This is a genomic window from Litorihabitans aurantiacus (assembly GCF_030161595.1).
GTDB lineage: Bacteria > Actinomycetota > Actinomycetes > Actinomycetales > Beutenbergiaceae > Litorihabitans > Litorihabitans aurantiacus.
Genome location: NZ_BSUM01000001.1, coordinates 2,676,106 through 2,688,276, shown reverse-complemented (window position 1 = coordinate 2,688,276; position 12,171 = coordinate 2,676,106). Strand labels below are relative to the sequence as shown.

Genomic DNA, 12,171 nt, shown 5'->3' with positions numbered 1-12,171 from the left:
ACTCAGCTGAGCCGGGCGCTCAGGCGCAGGTGCTCCCCGGCCTCGAGCTGCACGCCGCTGACGCGCACGCCGGGCGGCAGCTGCTCCGCGAGGTCGATCGGCCGCGCCGTCGCCTCGCGCACCCGCCCGCGCGCGACGGCGAGCAGCCCCGCCACGATGGGGTTCGCACTCCCCAGGCTCACGTCGGCGAACCGCAGCACCAGCGCGTCGTCGACCGACGCCCGGCCGGTGGCGTGCGCGGAGGCCGACAGGATGCCGCGCCGCAGCTTCGCCTCGGCGCGCAGGCTCACCTCGCGCGGACCCACCGACGTGAGCTCGACGTCGAGCCGGACGAGCGTCAGGCCCTGCGCGGCCGCCTGCGCCGTCGCGATCCGGCGCACGGCGTCGACCACCGCCTGCTGCGGCGCGCTGATGCGCAGGTGGCCGGTCACGGGGGCGGCCTCGGTGGGCGGCAGGGGTTCGACGCCGACGCTCCCGTCCGCCGCGTCGATCCAGCGGATCGGCAGGTCGCGCACCTCGGCGTCGACGTCGATCGCGACGTCGGCCACCGTGAGCGGGTGGGCGCGGAACGTGCCGACGCGGAGGATCCCGGGCGTCTCGCCGACGACGGCGGGGAGGTTCTCGAGGTTGGCGGAGTCGGCCAGATCGGCCGTGTCGTGTGCATCGGTCGACGTCAGGGCCGACTCGGGGATCACGACGCCGGTCGCGTCCACCGCGGCGGAGGCGACGTCGTCGCCGTCGAGCACGATCGTCGTGCCGGCCAGGATCGCCTCCATACCGGCCTCGAACGCGCCGCCGAACCCCTGCTGTCGCGCGGTCGCGACCACGCGGGCGTGCAGCTCCTCGCCGCTGGTGGGGCGCGGGGCGGGGCCGAGCGGGAGGTAGTCGGGGTAGGCGCTCATACGGGTCAGCGTAGGTCGGGTGAGGCAGGAGGTGAGGGTCCCCATACTGGAAACGTTCCAGATATCTCCGTACCGTCGCGGTCATGGAGGCTCTCGACACGGCGCTGCTGCGGGATCGGGGCCTGCGTGCCACCCGGCCCCGCCTCGCCGTCGTGGCGACGCTGCGTCGGTTGCCGCACGCGAGCGCCGAGGAGATCGCGCGCGACGTGCGCACGAGCCTGGACTCCGTCTCGACCCAGGCGATCTACGACGTCCTGAACGCGCTGACCGACGCCGCGCTCGTGCGCCGCGTCGACCCCACCGGGGCCAGGAGCGCCAGGTACGAGCTCGACCTCGGCGACAACCACCACCACCTGGTGTGCCGGAGGTGCGGCCTCATCGTGGACGTGCCCTGCGCCGTCGGGCACACGGTGTGCCTCCAGCCCGCCATCGACCACGGCTTCGCGCTCGCGGAGTCGGAGGTGACCTACTGGGGGCTCTGCTCCCGGTGCCAGCACCACGCGCCCGAGCCGACCCCGGCTGCGGCGTCACCCCTGCAGGAAGGAACGGTATGAGCACCCCTCGCACGACCAACGACTTCGGAGCCCCGGTCGGGAGCGACCAGAACTCGCTCACCGTCGGCCCGAACGGCCCGATCCTGCTGCACGACCACTACCTGATCGAGAAGCTCGCGCACTTCAACCGCGAGCGCGTGCCGGAGCGCGTGGTGCACGCCAAGGGCGGCGGCGCGTTCGGCACCCTGCGCGTGAGCAAGGACGTCTCGCGCTACACGAAGGCTGCGCTGTTCCAGCCCGGCACCGAGACGCCGATGCTGGCGCGGTTCTCGACCGTCGCAGGTGAGCAGGGCAGCCCCGACACGTGGCGCGACCCGCGCGGCTTCGCGTTGAAGTTCTACACCTCCGAGGGCAACTACGACCTCGTGGGCAACAACACCCCGGTGTTCTTCATCCGCGACACCATCCAGTTCCCCGACTTCATCCACAGCCAGAAGCGCCGCAGCGACACCGGGCTGCGCGACAACAACATGCAGTGGGACTTCTGGACGCAGGTGCCCGCCTCCGCCCACCAGGTCACGTGGCTCATGGGTGACCGCGGCATCCCGCGCACGTGGCGCCACATGGACGGCTTCGGCTCGCACACCTTCCAGTGGGTCAACGCCGAGGGTGAGAAGTTCTGGGTCAAGTACCACTTCAAGACCGACCAGGGCATCGAGTTCTTCAGCCAGGACGACGCCGACGAGATGGCCGGGGTCGACGGCGACTACCACCGCCGCGACCTCGTCGAGGCGATCGACCGGGGCGAGTTCCCGACGTGGACCCTGCACGTGCAGGTCATGCCCTACGACGAGGCGAACGACTACCGCTTCAACCCGTTCGACCTGACGAAGGTCTGGTCCCAGAAGGACTACCCGCTCATCGAGGTCGGGACGCTCGAGCTCAACCGCAACCCGGAGGACTTCTTCGCGGAGATCGAGCAGGCGGCGTTCGCGCCGTCGAACCTCGTGCCGGGGATCGGCCTCTCGCCGGACAAGATGCTGCTCGGCCGCGTGTTCTCCTACGCGGACGCGCACCGCTACCGCATCGGCGCGAACTACTCCCACGTGCCGGTCAACGCGCCGAAGGTGCCGGCGAGCTCCTACAGCCAGGCCGGGGCGATGCGGACCGAGAACTACCCGGCCGACCGCCCGGTCTACGCGCCGAACAGCTACGGCGGCCCGCACGCCGACCCCTCGGCCGTCACGGAGACCGACTCCTGGACGACCGACTCCGAGTTCGTGCGCCAGGCCTACACGCTGCGCGAGGCCGACGACGACTTCGGCCAGGCCGGCACGCTGGTGCGCGAGGTGCTCGACGACGCGGCGCGCGACCGCCTCGTCGGCAACATCTCCGGGCACCTGCTCGGGGGCGTGTCCGAGCCGATCCTCGTGAAGGCGCTGGCGTACTGGAGCAACGTCGACGCCGAGCTCGGCTCCCGCGTGGAGACCGTGGTGCGCGAGGCACTGCGTCGCGGCGAGCTCGGCACGGCGGGGAACTCCTCGCCGAGCACCGAGGTGGACGAGGACCTGGTGACGCAGGGCTGATCCTCCTCACGCGTGTGTGACCGAACCCCCGGGGCCCACCGGCCGCGGGGGTTCGGTCGTCCGCGACCGTTGTTGTTTCCCTTGAGCGGAAGATATCTTCCGTCTATGAGAACTCAGCCTCCTCCGCTGCTCCCGATCTTTCGGTCGCGAGCGCAGGCCGAGATGCTCGCCACCGTTCTTCTGCACCCGGACGACGAGTTCGGGCTCAGCGAGCTGTCGCAGCGGCTCGCGGTCCCGCTCTCGACCGTCCATCGTGAGGTCGCGCGTCTGGAGGAGGCGGGAGTGGTGGAGAGTAGGAGTCTCGGCCGCAACCGCCTCGTCCGCGCGGCGACCGGCCATCCCGGCGCACGCGCACTCACCGACCTCGTCGCCGTCACGTTCGGTCCGCGCCAGATCATGGCCGAGGAGTTCTCCGACCTCGGGGCAGAAGTCGTGCTGATCTTCGGGTCCTGGGCGGCGCGCTACCTCGGCGAAGCTGGACGACCTCCGCAGGACGTCGACGTCCTGGTCGTGGGGGACGTGGCGAGGGCCGAGGTCTACGACGCCGCCGATCGCTCGGCGCGCCGGCTCGCCATCGAGGTCAACCCGGTCATCAGGACGTCGGAGAGCTGGGGAGAGGCTGCGGACCCCCTCTCCGCCGAGATACGGTCCGCTCCGCACGTGGTCGTCGTGTCGCGGGAGCGGACCGAGGGGGAGCCGGACGACGAGGTGGACCCGGGGCGCGCCTGTGATCGAGCGGCTGCTCGCCGACGGAGAGCTGCAGCAGGTGGTCGGCGCGGCGTCCGACGGCGTTCCGCTCCTGGCGAGAGCGAGTCGCACGCTCCTGAGCGCCGAGGCGCTCGCGACGACGGATGCCGACTCGGCGTACGTCCTCGCCTACGACGCCGCTCGCCAGGCACTCTCGGCCGTGCTGCAGCAGGAAGGCCTGCGCCCCACCAGCCGCGGCGGCCATCTCGCCGTCGAACGCGCAGCGGTGGCGCAGTTCGGAGATGGGATGCGTCCCTTCGCCGTGCTCCGGCGGCGTCGGAACGAGCTCGAGTATCCCCAGGTCGCCGGGGACGCCGCGACGGTGTCCGAGGTCGACGACGCACCGGCCGAGGCGAGACGCATCGTCGATGCGTGCGGCGACCTCCTGGGAAGTGTCGGGATCTTCTGATGCCGCCTCGGACGAGGTGCCGCCCATGAGAGCCGCGCTCCCGGTCCGGCGGATCGAGGCCGATCCGCTCGCCGTCGCGCCGCCCGACGTCTGGCCCGCGACGCTGCCCGCCGTCCGCCAGGTGCTGACCGACGGGCTCGAGCTCGGGCCCGTCACCGTGATCACCGGGGAGAACGGGTCGGGGAAGTCGACGCTGGTGGAGGCGCTCGCGATCGCCTACGGGCTGAACGCCGAGGGCGGCTCGACCGGGGCGCAGCACGCCTCGCGACCGAGCGAGTCGTCGCTGGGAGAACACCTGCGCGTGGTGCGCGGCGCTGGTGCCTCGAAGAAGGGGTTCTTCCTGCGGGCGGAGACGATGCACGCGTTCTACAGCTACCTCGAGAGGTCGGAGTTCCCCGAGCGCCTGCACGAGCGCAGCCACGGCGAGTCCTTTCTCGACCTGGTCTCCGACCGGTGGCGGCTGCGCGGGCTGTGGCTGCTGGACGAACCGGAGGCCGCGCTGTCCCTCTCGGGCTGCCTCGCGCTGGTGGCTCTGCTGCGGGAGCAGGTGGCGGCGGGGTCGCAGGTCGTCGTCTCCACGCACTCGCCCGTGATCGCGGCCTTCCCCGGCGCCGATCTGATCGAGGTGGGGGAGTGGGGCCTGCGGAGCTGCGACTACGACGACCTCGACCTCGTGCGGGGGTGGCGCGGGTTCCTCGCGGCGCCGGAGCGGTACGTCGGGGGCGACGGCGACGCCTGACGCGTGCGTCCTCCGCCGGGCCGGGCTCCTCGTGGGGAAGTTCCGGACGACAGGGGCGTCCAAAACTTCCCCACGAGAGCGCATCAGCACGCTCGGCGGCCGGGGAACCGGCCCGAGAACGCAGAAGCGCCGGGACCCTCGCGGGTCCCGGCGCTCGCGATGTCCTGAGACATCACACGGCGGAGGATGGGGGATTCGAACCCCCGAGGGCTTTCACCCAACACGCTTTCCAAGCGTGCGCCATAGGCCACTAGGCGAATCCTCCTGGCCCACCGAGGGTACCCGACCCGGCGCGCTGGTCCGAATCGGCCCGACGGCGGTCCGGCGTCACCCCTCGCGGCCGCCCGACCTCGCTCCGGCCGGGTCGCGGGGTCGGGTATCGTGGTGGTCGACCCCTCGTGCGGCGTCATCTCGCTGAACTCCCCCAGGGCCGGAAGGCAGCAAGGGCAGGTGAGCTCTGACGGGTGTGCGGGGGTCCTCTCATGCCCGGACCCGGCTCACTGCAGCGAGACGGTCACCCCGCCCGAGAACATCGAGTCGTGCAGCTCGACCGCCGTCGGCACGGCGACCGCGGGGATGTCGAAGACCACGACCGTGTCGACGGCGTTGCCCGGGTTGATCTGCGTGTAGAGCGACTCGGAGTTCTCGAGGTAGATCGCGGCCGTCGAGTCCGCCGAGTGCTCACGCCCCTGGTCGTCCACGAGCGTGGCGTTGTCCCCCAGGAAGCTCTGCGCCTCGTCGCCGATGTTCGCGACACCGACCGACACGAGGACGAACTGGCCCTGCGCCGTCGTGCCGAGCACGTCGTTGCCGATCGAGGGGACGCCGGACTCGACGCCCGTGACGGTGAACTCGAACTTGCCGTCGCGCACGGCGGTGCCGATCCCGGCGACCTCCGGCGCGTCGGGCTCGGCCGGCTCCGTCGCGTCCGACGGCGCGGCCTCCTCGCCGTCGGCGGATGCGGTCGCGGGGGTGTCGGCGGACGGGGTGGTGCCTCCGCCGTCGTCGTCCCCACCGCTGCCGGCGATCCCTCCGACGACGCCCAGGACGACGAGCGCACCCAGCCCCGTGAGGATCTTGTGGCGCGCGAACCAGCTGCGCTTCCGGGGCTCCTGCGGGGCCGGCGGCGCCGGCGGCTGCTGGCCGGGCGGCGTCGCGTACGGCTGCTGCGGCGCGTGCCCACCCTGCGGCGCCGGCGCGCCACCCTGCTGGGCGAAGGACTGGGGCGGGTCGAACGGGTTGCTCTGCACGGTGGTCTCCTCGTGTGTGGGGCGGATGCCTCACGCTCCCGCGGCGCGCTCCCACGCCACATCTGCCGACCGGCCAGGTCCGGTGCGCCGGTCGGCGGATCTCCGGGGCGCGCGGCGTGGCCGGTCGGAGCAGGCGGATGTCGGCGGCCGCACCTACGGTGAAGCCGTGACCCCGCCCCCGGCTCGACGCCGATCCTGCACGGATCGCCGCGGCCCGCTCCGACGCCGCCGGGCGGCGCTGCGTCCGCGGGGTGGCCCGGGTCGTCGCCGTCGTGGCAGCCGGCGCCGATGCCCGACGGCGGAGCGCACCCCTCGCGGTGGCGTCGCGTCCTCGGGCACCTGGGGACCATCGGCGCCGTGCTCAGCGTCGCGCTCGCCGGGGTCATCTTCAGCGCCTTCCAGGGGCTCGCGCACCAGGACTCGGCCCCGCTCTTCGCATGGTCCGCACTGTCCACGATGGCGGCGCTCGGCACCGGTGCGTCGATGATCTGGCGGCGGCGCGCACCGCTCGTCGTGCTCCTGGTGAACGCCGGCGCAGCCCTCCTGCTGCCGCTCGACCCCCTCGGCACGCTGGTGGTGCTGCCGTGGGTGCTCGCCGTCGCGCCGCTGCGGCGCGCCGCGTGGTGCACCGCGCTCGCCGCCGCCGTGACCGGAGTGACGCTGGGGCGCGACGCGGTGCGCGAGGCCCCCGGCATCCTGTTCACCTCGACGGTGCAGGCGACCGGCGAGGTGCTCGTCATGACGTGGTGGGGCTACGTGATCCTCGGCGTCGTGCTGCTCGCGGCGTCGGTCGGGGCGGGCGCCGTGCGTCGGCTGCGGGCCAGCGCCGCGGGTGCCCGCGTCAGCGCCCGGGCCCAGGCACGGTCCGCGGCCCTGCTGCGCGGCGAGCTGAACAGGCAGGAGGAGCGCGAGCTGATCGCGCGCGAGATGCACGACACGGTCGCCCACCACCTCTCGATCGTCTCGCTGCACGCGGCCGTGCTCGAGGTCACGACGACGGATCCCTCCGTCCCCGAGAGCGCGCGCGCCGTGCGCAAGTCGGCCCACCGCGCGCTGGAGGAGATGCGCGGGCTGATCTCGACGCTGCGCGACTCGCAGACGCAGGGCTACACCGGCTCGCAGCCGACCCTCGCGGACCTGCCCCGCCTCGTGGCGGACGCGCGCGGCGCCGGCGTCGCGATCGCCGACGACATCGTCCTCATCGGCGCCGATCCACCACCGGCGCTCACCCGTGCCGTGTACCGGATCGTGCAGGAGGCGCTGACGAACGCGCTCAAGCACGCCCCGGGTGCCGGCGTGCGGCTCGCGGTCCGCGCGACGTCGGGTGTCGGCGTCGAGATCGTCGTCGCCAACTGGACCAGGGCGCACGACGGCGGTGCGGACCACCGCGCGTCGTCTCACGCCCACGGGCTCGCCCTCACGGGTGCCGGCGCCGGCGTCATCGGTATGCGGGAGCGCGCCGAGGCGCTCGGCGGGCAGCTGTGGGCCGGTCAGGACGGGCAGGTGTGGGTCGTGCGCGGCCAGCTGCCGTGGGTGGTGCGGTGACGACGGCGGCGCCCGACGGCGCCCGCTCGCCCCGCGTGCTCCTGGTGGACGACGACCCCATGATCCGCACGCTGCTGGGCCGCATCCTGCAGGCGCAGGGCATCGCGGTGGTCGGTCAGGCGAGCGACGGCGACGAGGTGCTCGGCGCCGTCGCCGCCCACCACCCCGACGTCGTCGTCATGGACCTGCGGATGGAGCGGCGCAGCGGCATCGATGCGACGCGGGACCTCAAGGCGCTGCCGTCGCCGCCGGGCGTGCTCGCGATGACGTCCTTCGACACCGAACCCTCGATCCTCGACGCCGTCGGCGCCGGGGCCGACGGGTTCCTGGCGAAGGACTCCGGGCCCGAGGAGCTCGTGACGGCGGTGCGGCAGGTCGCGGCGGGGGAGGGGGCGCTGTCGCCTCGCGCGGCACGCGTGGTGATGGAGCAGGTGCGCACGGCGGCGCGGACGTCGGTGCGGGACGACGCGCGGCGGCGGCTGGCGGCCCTCACCGAGCGCGAGCGCGACGTCGCCCAGGCGCTGCTGGACGGGTCCTCCAACGTCGAGATCGGGCGCGCGATGTTCGTGAGCGAGGGGACGGTCAAGACGCACGTGGCCGCCGCGCTGACGAAGACCGGCGCGGCCAACCGGGTGGAGCTCGCGGTCCTGGTGGCCACGGCCGGGTGAAGGGCGGCGCGGCGTCTCCCGACGGCGACCGCGGCGCCCGAGGGATGCCGAGGCGGATGCCGGGCGAGTTGCACGGCGCGCCGTGACGCGGCGCGTCCGTGCTCAGGGGCGGCGGCCCTGCTCTGCCGCGGCGACGAGCATGGCGATCCGCGCCGCGCGGGTCGCGGGGCGCCGCGCGGTGTCGACGGCGGTGATGCCGACCTTGCGCGCCGACGGCGGGAAGCCGTCCCACGCGGTGCGCGCCGCAGGCGCGGCGTCGAGCGCCGCCGCGAGGTCGGGCGGCTCGATCAGCGCCTCGGCGTTGTCGAGCACCGTCCACGACCCGTTCGCCCGGGCGACCTCGATCGCCCGGTGGCCGGCCTCCTCGATCAGACCGGCGGCCTCGAGCTCGAGCAGACGCGCCTTGTTCGTGGCGGCCCAACCGCTGCTCGGCCGGCGGGGCGAGAACCACTGGCCGACCACGGCCTCGTCGAGCGCCTTCTTGGGGCCGTCGATCCACCCGAAGCAGAGTGCCTGACGCACCGCGTTCTCGTAGTCGACGCTCGGCGTCGGGTTGCCCGCGCGCGGCAGCAGGAGCCAGACCCCGGCCGCGCCGCCGTGGTGCTGCGCCAGCCACGCGCGCCAGGCGGCCGTGTCCGCGGCGGCGACCCGCGCGCCGTCGTCCAGTGCTCCCATGACCCGACCGTAGCCGCGCCCTCCGACATCTCACCGCCAGCTGGCCCGACTCTCGACCGGCGTCCCCAGCCCGTCGACCCCCGCCTCCGGTGTCGGTGGTCCCGACTACCCTGAACCGGTGACCACAGCCCTCTACCGCCGCTACCGCCCGGACTCGTTCGCGGACGTCATCGGCCAGGAGCACGTCACCGATCCGCTGCGCGCCGCGCTCCGCGCCGACCGCGCCACGCACGCCTACCTGTTCTCGGGCCCGCGCGGCTGCGGGAAGACGACGTCGGCCCGCATCCTGGCGCGGTGCCTCAACTGCGCCAAGGGGCCGACCGACACCCCGTGCGGCGTGTGCGAGAGCTGCGTCGAGCTGGCGCGCGGCGGCCCGGGCAGCCTGGACGTCGTCGAGATCGACGCCGCGAGCCACGGTGGTGTGGACGACGCGCGCGACCTGCGCGAGCGCGCCGTCTTCGCGCCCGCGCGCGACCGCTACAAGGTCTTCATCATCGACGAGGCGCACATGGTGACGCCGCAGGGCTTCAACGCGCTGCTCAAGCTCGTCGAGGAGCCGCCCGCCCACGTGAAGTTCGTGTTCGCGACGACGGAGCCGGACAAGGTCATCGGCACGATCCGTTCGCGCACGCACCACTACCCCTTCCGCCTGGTGCCGCCCGCGGTGCTCCAGGGGTACCTCGGCACGCTGTGCGAGGCCGAGCACATCGCCGTCGAGAGCGGTGTTCTCCCGCTCGTGGTGCGGGCAGGGGGTGGCTCGGTGCGCGACTCGCTGTCCGTGCTCGACCAGCTGATGGCCGGAGCGGCGGACGACGGCGTGTCCTACGACCTCGCCTCCGCCCTGCTCGGCTTCACCCCCGTCACGCTGCTCGACGACGCCGTCGGCGCCCTCGCGGCGGGCGACGGCGCGGCGCTCTTCCGCGTGGTCGACCACGTGGTCGAGAGCGGTCGCGACCCGCGGCGGTTCGTCGAGGACCTGCTCGACCGGCTGCGCGACCTCATCGTCATCGTCGCCTCCGGCGCCGAGGCCGAGACGGTGCTGCGCGCGCTGCCCGCGGACGAGGTCGAGCGCATGCGGCCGCAGGCGGCGGCTCTCGGCGCGCACCGTCTGTCCACCGCCGCCGACATCGTCAACGCCGGGCTGACGGACATGGTCGGCGCGACGTCGCCGCGGCTGCTGCTCGAGCTCGTGCTGACGCGGGCGATGCTCGCGATCGGTGGGCTACGGGAGGCCGCCGTCTCCGGTGCGCCGATCGCGACCGTCGTGCCGCCCGCCGCTCCGTCGACCCCCGCGCGGCAGTCGCGGCCCGCGACGACGCCGCAGGCCCCGAGCCGCGGCGCGCGGAGCCCGAGCTGCAGTCGCCGCGCGCGCCGTCGCCGGTCGGTCCCGGCGCGCCCGCCGAGACCCGCGATGGCGAGGAGCGCCGCTCGGCGGTGCCCGACGAGGCGCGCCAGGACGACGCGCGGCGCCCGGTCGACGCCGCAGACCGGGAGCGGGCCGAGGCTCGGCCGGCCGCGCACGCCGGCGTCACCGGGCGTGACTGCCGCGCCGAGTCGCGGCCGCGACCCGAGCCGGACGGGTCGCGGGAGGCACCGGCGTCGCCGGAGCCTGCCGCGCGGCCCGAGCGGGACGCCCGGCCCGAGCAGCAGCGCGAGCAGCCCGAGCGCCACTCGCGGTCGGACCAGCGGCGCGACGGCGCGGGCGAGCACCGCGAGCAGGGCGGTCGCCCGGACAGGACCGGACGTCCCGGGCAGAGCGAGTCGAGCGAGCGTGCCGCGCAGGCGGGTCGCGCGGACGGGGCCGGTCAGCCCGGCGCCCCCGCGCGGGACGAGCTCGCGCCGTCGCCGGCCGCGGCGACGGACGGCACCGAGCTCCGGCGCCGCTGGCCCGAGGTGCTGGAGACCCTCGCCGGGTCGAGCCGCGCCACCTGGACCCTCATCTCGCAGCACGCCCAGCCGGGCGAGGTCACCGCGGAGACGGTCGCGCTCCTGTTCCCGACGCCGGGGCTGATCTCGGCGTTCACGTCGCGCGACGGCGGGTCCGTGCTGTCGCAGGCGATCTTCGAGACGCTCGGCCTGCGTCTGCGCGTGGTGGTCGACGTCGCCGGCCCCGACGGCGGCCCCGGCGGCGGCGGACCGCGTGGGGGAGGCGGTGCCCCGTCCGGCGGCGACCGCGGCGGTGCGAGACGCGGGCCCGGCGCCGGCGGCGAGGGGTCCGTGCGCGAGGGTCGCGAGCCGCAGTGGGGCGACGACGGCGGACGTCGCGCCCCTGGCGCACGGGACGGTGCGAGCGCGACGGCGTCGTCCGCCCCAGCGGTGGGGGACGAGTTCGGCGAGGAGCCCCCGTCCGACGGGTGGGGTGACGTGGGTCCCGAGCCCGTCGAGGATCCCTACGCCCCCGACGTCGAGACCCCGTCCTCGCCGACCCGTCCGTCTTCCGAGCCCTCGCGAACCACCGAGCACCCGGTCGTCGAGCGCCCCGAGCCGGGTCGACCTGCCGCGGCGTCGGCCGCGACGGCCGTACCCGCGGCCTCGGCAGCCCCGCCGAGCGAGCGCCGCGTCGTGTCCGAGGCCGTCGCGCGCGCGCTGGCCGACTGGGACGACGCGCCCGCCCCGGCGTCGCAGGCGCCTCCCGCGACGCAGCGCGAGGCGCGGCCGGATCGCGACGACGCGGGCGCTCCCGGTCGCCGGCCTGCCGAGACGCCGGCGGAGGGCGAACCCGCAGCGCGGGCGCCGCTGAGCGTGGTGCACCCGCCCGCCGCGGCGCGTGCCGACGAGGTCGCCGACGGATCGGTGATCGAGGGCGCCGAGCACGAGGTTCGGCTTGCCGGCACGGCGGCTCACGCCGAGCCGCGCACCACCGACCGGACGACGGGGTCCGACGCCGGTGACGACGCCGCCCTCGCCCCGGTCATCGAGCTGCACGCGCGTGGTCGCGCGTCCGCGACGACGACGCCCGCGCGCGCCACGCCGTCGACCGCCCCCGCCCCGTGGGAGGACGCGGACGAGGCCGAGCTGGACGACGCCTACCTCGACGACGACGCGTCGGTCTCCTCGGTGGGATCCGGCCTCATGGGTGCCACACTGGTCGTGAAGATGCTGGGCGGCGCGGTGATCGACGAGATCACCGACGGCGTCGCTGACGTGCGGAGGTAG

11 protein-coding genes, 1 tRNA gene, 1 other RNA gene and 1 pseudogene are annotated in these 12,171 nt (G+C 74.5%); 10 read left to right on the top strand and 4 right to left on the bottom strand.

Features of this window, described 5'->3' with window-relative positions:
* Positions 1–2 precede the first annotated feature (2 nt).
* Positions 3–902: a hypothetical protein gene (locus QQK22_RS12795; RefSeq protein WP_284251308.1), complete on the bottom strand. Its 900-nt coding sequence runs from the start codon at positions 900–902 to the stop codon at positions 3–5.
* Positions 903–985: 83 nt separating this feature from the next.
* Here QQK22_RS12795 and QQK22_RS12790 point away from each other — a divergent pair, with 83 nt between their 5' ends.
* The 5 genes and pseudogenes from QQK22_RS12790 (at position 986) to QQK22_RS12775 (ending at position 4,877) form a co-directional block, all read left to right on the top strand.
* Positions 986–1,456, top strand: a complete 471-nt coding sequence (locus QQK22_RS12790) for a Fur family transcriptional regulator (RefSeq protein ID WP_284251307.1) — start codon at positions 986–988, stop codon at positions 1,454–1,456.
* Positions 1,453–2,982: a catalase gene (locus tag QQK22_RS12785; RefSeq protein WP_284251306.1), complete on the top strand. Its 1,530-nt coding sequence runs from the start codon at positions 1,453–1,455 to the stop codon at positions 2,980–2,982. Before QQK22_RS12790 ends, QQK22_RS12785 begins: the two co-directional genes overlap by 4 nt.
* A gap of 105 nt (positions 2,983–3,087) precedes the next feature.
* Positions 3,088–3,264, top strand: a pseudogene (locus QQK22_RS19355) (helix-turn-helix domain-containing protein); the annotation flags it as partial.
* A 445-nt stretch (positions 3,265–3,709) separates the two neighbouring features.
* Positions 3,710–4,138, top strand: a complete 429-nt coding sequence (locus QQK22_RS12780) for a hypothetical protein (RefSeq protein ID WP_284251305.1) — start codon at positions 3,710–3,712, stop codon at positions 4,136–4,138.
* A gap of 25 nt (positions 4,139–4,163) precedes the next feature.
* Positions 4,164–4,877 carry an AAA family ATPase gene (locus tag QQK22_RS12775; protein ID WP_284251304.1) on the top strand — a complete coding sequence of 238 codons (714 nt, stop codon included), beginning with the start codon at positions 4,164–4,166 and terminating at the stop codon, positions 4,875–4,877.
* A 180-nt stretch (positions 4,878–5,057) separates the two neighbouring features.
* Here QQK22_RS12775 and QQK22_RS12770 read toward each other — a convergent pair.
* Positions 5,058–5,142, bottom strand: a tRNA-Ser gene (locus tag QQK22_RS12770).
* Positions 5,143–5,264: 122 nt separating this feature from the next.
* Between QQK22_RS12770 and ffs the strand changes: the two genes are divergently transcribed.
* An RNA gene (ffs, locus tag QQK22_RS12765) (signal recognition particle sRNA small type) lies at positions 5,265–5,360 on the top strand.
* A 14-nt stretch (positions 5,361–5,374) separates the two neighbouring features.
* On the opposite strand, the gene QQK22_RS12760 is transcribed toward ffs, so the two are convergent.
* Positions 5,375–6,127: a DUF4352 domain-containing protein gene (locus tag QQK22_RS12760; RefSeq protein ID WP_284251303.1), complete on the bottom strand. Its 753-nt coding sequence runs from the start codon at positions 6,125–6,127 to the stop codon at positions 5,375–5,377.
* A 288-nt stretch (positions 6,128–6,415) separates the two neighbouring features.
* Between QQK22_RS12760 and QQK22_RS12755 the strand changes: the two genes are divergently transcribed.
* On the top strand, positions 6,416–7,672 hold the full coding sequence (locus tag QQK22_RS12755; protein ID WP_284251302.1) for a sensor histidine kinase: 1,257 nt from the start codon (positions 6,416–6,418) through the stop codon (positions 7,670–7,672).
* On the top strand, positions 7,669–8,340 hold the full coding sequence (locus QQK22_RS12750) for a response regulator (RefSeq protein ID WP_284251301.1): 672 nt from the start codon (positions 7,669–7,671) through the stop codon (positions 8,338–8,340). Before QQK22_RS12755 ends, QQK22_RS12750 begins: the two co-directional genes overlap by 4 nt.
* Before the next feature lie 102 nt (positions 8,341–8,442).
* On the opposite strand, the gene QQK22_RS12745 is transcribed toward QQK22_RS12750, so the two are convergent.
* On the bottom strand, positions 8,443–9,015 hold the full coding sequence (locus QQK22_RS12745) for a YdeI/OmpD-associated family protein (RefSeq protein WP_284251300.1): 573 nt from the start codon (positions 9,013–9,015) through the stop codon (positions 8,443–8,445).
* Between the two features lie 118 nt (positions 9,016–9,133).
* Here QQK22_RS12745 and QQK22_RS12740 point away from each other — a divergent pair, with 118 nt between their 5' ends.
* Together QQK22_RS12740 and QQK22_RS12735 are read left to right on the top strand one after the other, a co-directional pair.
* Complete coding sequence (locus tag QQK22_RS12740; RefSeq protein WP_284251299.1) at positions 9,134–11,026, top strand: DNA polymerase III subunit gamma and tau; 1,893 nt, start codon at positions 9,134–9,136, stop codon at positions 11,024–11,026.
* Positions 10,909–12,171: a hypothetical protein gene (locus tag QQK22_RS12735; protein ID WP_284251298.1), complete on the top strand. Its 1,263-nt coding sequence runs from the start codon at positions 10,909–10,911 to the stop codon at positions 12,169–12,171. Before QQK22_RS12740 ends, QQK22_RS12735 begins: the two co-directional genes overlap by 118 nt.

Coding starts and splice junctions, on each gene's coding strand:
- QQK22_RS12785 (WP_284251306.1), top strand. CDS start 1,453: ATGAGCACCCCTCGCACGACCAACGACTTCGGAGCCCCGGTCGGGAGC.
- QQK22_RS12790 (WP_284251307.1), top strand. CDS start 986: ATGGAGGCTCTCGACACGGCGCTGCTGCGGGATCGGGGCCTGCGTGCC.
- QQK22_RS12745 (WP_284251300.1), bottom strand. CDS start 9,015: ATGGGAGCACTGGACGACGGCGCGCGGGTCGCCGCCGCGGACACGGCC.
- QQK22_RS12795 (WP_284251308.1), bottom strand. CDS start 902: ATGAGCGCCTACCCCGACTACCTCCCGCTCGGCCCCGCCCCGCGCCCC.
- QQK22_RS12755 (WP_284251302.1), top strand. CDS start 6,416: ATGCCCGACGGCGGAGCGCACCCCTCGCGGTGGCGTCGCGTCCTCGGG.
- QQK22_RS12775 (WP_284251304.1), top strand. CDS start 4,164: ATGAGAGCCGCGCTCCCGGTCCGGCGGATCGAGGCCGATCCGCTCGCC.